This window comes from Phyllobacterium sp. 22552 (genome assembly GCF_052044585.1).
Classification (GTDB): Bacteria; Pseudomonadota; Alphaproteobacteria; order Rhizobiales; family Rhizobiaceae; genus Phyllobacterium; species Phyllobacterium ifriqiyense.
This window is the reverse complement of the sequence record NZ_JBQENG010000011.1, coordinates 1-3,038: the sequence shown is the minus strand read 5'-3', so window position 1 is coordinate 3,038 and position 3,038 is coordinate 1. Positions and strand designations below refer to the sequence as shown.

General features: G+C 49.4%; 3 protein-coding genes. 1 reads left to right on the top strand and 2 read right to left on the bottom strand.

Features of this window, described 5'->3' with window-relative positions; all coding sequences use genetic code 11:
• Together ACTJI9_RS21015 and ACTJI9_RS21010 are read right to left on the bottom strand one after the other, a co-directional pair.
• Positions 1 to 1,013: putative Ig domain-containing protein (locus ACTJI9_RS21015; RefSeq protein ID WP_440810708.1), on the bottom strand; the 1,013-nt coding region annotated here is incomplete at its 3' end.
• Between the two features lie 883 nt (positions 1,014 to 1,896).
• A complete protein-coding gene (locus tag ACTJI9_RS21010; RefSeq protein WP_440810706.1) occupies positions 1,897 to 2,265 on the bottom strand; it encodes a low affinity iron permease family protein in 369 nt (122 codons plus the stop codon).
• A 214-nt stretch (positions 2,266 to 2,479) separates the two neighbouring features.
• On the opposite strand from ACTJI9_RS21010, the gene ACTJI9_RS21005 reads away from it, so the two are divergent.
• Complete coding sequence (locus ACTJI9_RS21005; protein WP_440810704.1) at positions 2,480 to 2,803, top strand: hypothetical protein; 324 nt, start codon at positions 2,480 to 2,482, stop codon at positions 2,801 to 2,803.
• Positions 2,804 to 3,038 lie beyond the last annotated feature (235 nt).

The window sequence follows — 3,038 nt, the reverse complement described above, 5'->3', positions numbered from 1 at the left end:
GGTGCACCGCCTGTGATATTCAGCGTAATCGGATTGGCATTCGAGTTGAAGGCAATCGTTGCCGAGACCGCGTTGGCAACCGGCGGAGCCACATTTGCCACAGTAATTGTAACAGTATCCAGTTTGAAGAATGGGCAGTTACAATCCGAACTGGTGCTGCTCTCCCTCGCCACAACATCGAACGTAAAAGTTCCGGCAGCAGTGGGTGTCCCTGTCAAACCGCCGTTTGATGCAAGACTAATGCCTGGAGGCAATGTCCCACTTCCGGGATTGACTTCATAAGTATATGGCGCGATGCCGCCAGTGGTTGTGATTGATGCTGTACTTGGTTGCCCCACGGCCATGCTGTGACTGAGCGGCGCCGTCGTGAGGATTGGATTGGCGACAGTCACCCCGTAGGATTTCTGTGCGGTCGTACCAACACTATCAGTTGCCTCGACAACCAGTGTATGCGCGCCTCGTTCAGTTGGGGTCCCCGAGAGAGTGCTGCCACTGAGGGTTATCCCTGGCACGCCACCAGATACAAGCGAGAATGTATAGGGCGCAACACCACCACTTGCCGAGAGTGTTTGGCTGAAGCTGACTCCCGCACGCATGGAGCCGAGGGAGCCCGGCGAAATAGTCATTGTTGAGGCAGGTCCGATCGTGACAAAAACCTGTATCTGCTGGGCTGAAGCGCCTGCGAGGACGAAGCTGTCGGACGTTGCGACATCAGCGCCGCCATTGTGCGAATATTCAATCAGCCCTGAATTGATATTCAGAACAGTTATTGTTCCATGCGCCGGTTGCGTGAGGACGGAAGGATTATTCAGGCCAAAGGGATCGCATGTAACTGTAAGCTGTGTTGAACCTCCATGGGCCACTGAAATATTGTAGGGGCCGCAGTTCTGCGCCGAAGCGGGAGCAGTGAACAGCAAGCCCGCGCCGAAAGCGATGAGAAAAATCACACAGATGGCAAACAAGGTGCCCGGAACATAACTGATCCGGCCTCCAAAAGCTGATAATTTTCCCATATCCCCCCACTTCGCCGTCGGCTAAGTATTTTGTTTGGCCCCAAGTACAGTCCGAATCGCCCTAATATACTGCAACGGGGAATATCAAATAAATCTGATATCTCACCGCCACCGATTGAATGTCATTTCAGTAAAAAAAGTCAATCTATTCTCGACAACACCTGCAATAAATCACAGATGCGTGTCTAAATGGGTGGACGGTGACTTTTCTCAAAGATGAAGATGGCTTCAAAATATCATAATAATAATAATACGAATATATTTTTGATATTAATTGATGCTAATAATCTACAAACAAATTAAACATTACGATGAACAGTAATATCAGAAGAAGTATTTCACTGGTATTGCATCGGCGCGCCGAACAGCAGCATGGTTTTATCAGAAGAATCCCTATGAAAGGCATAAACTAAAAGAATTGTTATTCTTTTTTTAAAGTATCGACAAAAGCGAATGTCCTTCAGTTGCCATCCCTAGAAGCCTTGCACCCGTCAAAACAATCACCGTCGAACATACCCCTTACGGCCGCGTACAAACAGGGAAGTTGTCAGAATCCTTCCTTTGAAAATGCCGTTAATGGGCTAATTTTCATCGATTTGAATTGTAGCGCATATGTCTACAACTCTCATTAAAGTCTTGTATTGAAATGATTATCACTAACCGCGTTGTACCGAGTACGTACTGTGTTGGAGAACGTGTAGGGCATTCGCGTGGTATCAAACTGCCAAGCAGATTAAGGTTCAAGAATCTAAGCGCGCTTGCTGATGTGATGGCTGCTTAATCGACACGTGTCGATAAGGCTGGCAGGCGGAACATTTATCAACTTCCCGGACAACCAGAGTACCTCGGACTGCTGCACCTTATACCGACGAATGATAGAAGGTTAAGCCGCCTGTTTCTCCTCGGCAGCTTCCTCCACCGTCTTCTCAAATCTTTTGCGAAATTCCTCGACCTCTTTCTCAGTCAAGTGCTCAATCCCGATGAAGTTTCTTTTCGCCTCGCTTGCGCCAATAAGTTCATCAAGCTTTGCTTGGATCGCTACGCCGTCACGGTACTGAGTGTTTGGATAAAGAAGATCACAATAATCGTTCGGGTGTTGACGATCAGCTCCCAGGTTTTGGAAAATCCAAATACCGGACCTGTAATTGCCCAGCCGAGCACAGACGCGACGCATATTATGAATGTGACGGGATGACCAGCCCGCTATGGCAACTTTGTTCGCTACCTTGGTAAAACTCTTGTTCAGGGGCATGGCGACACCTGCAGCTCGGTTCATTCAAGTAATTAAACGCGGTCAGTCTCATGAAGTCTCTGATTTGCGCGCACGAAAGGAACCTTCTTTGAGTAAGGCTGTTGAATGTCTTGCTGTCAGAGGCGTTGACACTTCACTGACTGCAGGCCCGGCCCCTCGCTCCCGCGAAGAAGTTGAGGTTGGAGCCACAAAATTGAATTCAGAGGAGAAACCAGTGTCTTTCTCAACGTTTCAAGAACTTGGATACGGCAGCGCTCACTCGCAGTTATTGATCGAAGCTCACCGCCTGGCTTCCCACGCTTTGAACCGTCATCCCCACAACCACGAACATAGCAGCCGATTGGCCACGACCATCATGAACTTCTGTGACCGGGGAATTAAAGATCCAGGTGTTCTCAGCACGCTGGCGGTCAACCGCGAAAGGGCGCTGGAGCGGAAACAAGAAAAAGACATTCGCACCGCCAAGCGCCGTATCAAAGAACAAAAGAGAAGAAGCAGGGCAACGGGAAGATCGGACGACCTCTTGTGTCAAGAATAGGTCGTGCAGCCTTTCCTCCACCTTGAACTTACATTGGGAGCAAATGAATGAGCGGCTGTTACTTTGATCTGTTAAACGGTGATGGCCCGACGAAGGATGAGGAAGGCATCAAGGGAAAACAGAGGTAACCGGTTATATGCGCCGCATATTGGCAGACTTGTTACGAAGGTGCGGCAGCACCATTTGGTCTGAAAGGGTCGGCTTGACTGCAGGCGTCCCCTCGAGGGTTGCCGCC

Excerpts from the sequence above, each read along its gene's own strand:
- ACTJI9_RS21010 (WP_440810706.1), bottom strand. The coding sequence starts at position 2,265 with ATGCCCCTGAACAAGAGTTTTACCAAGGTAGCGAACAAAGTTGCCATA.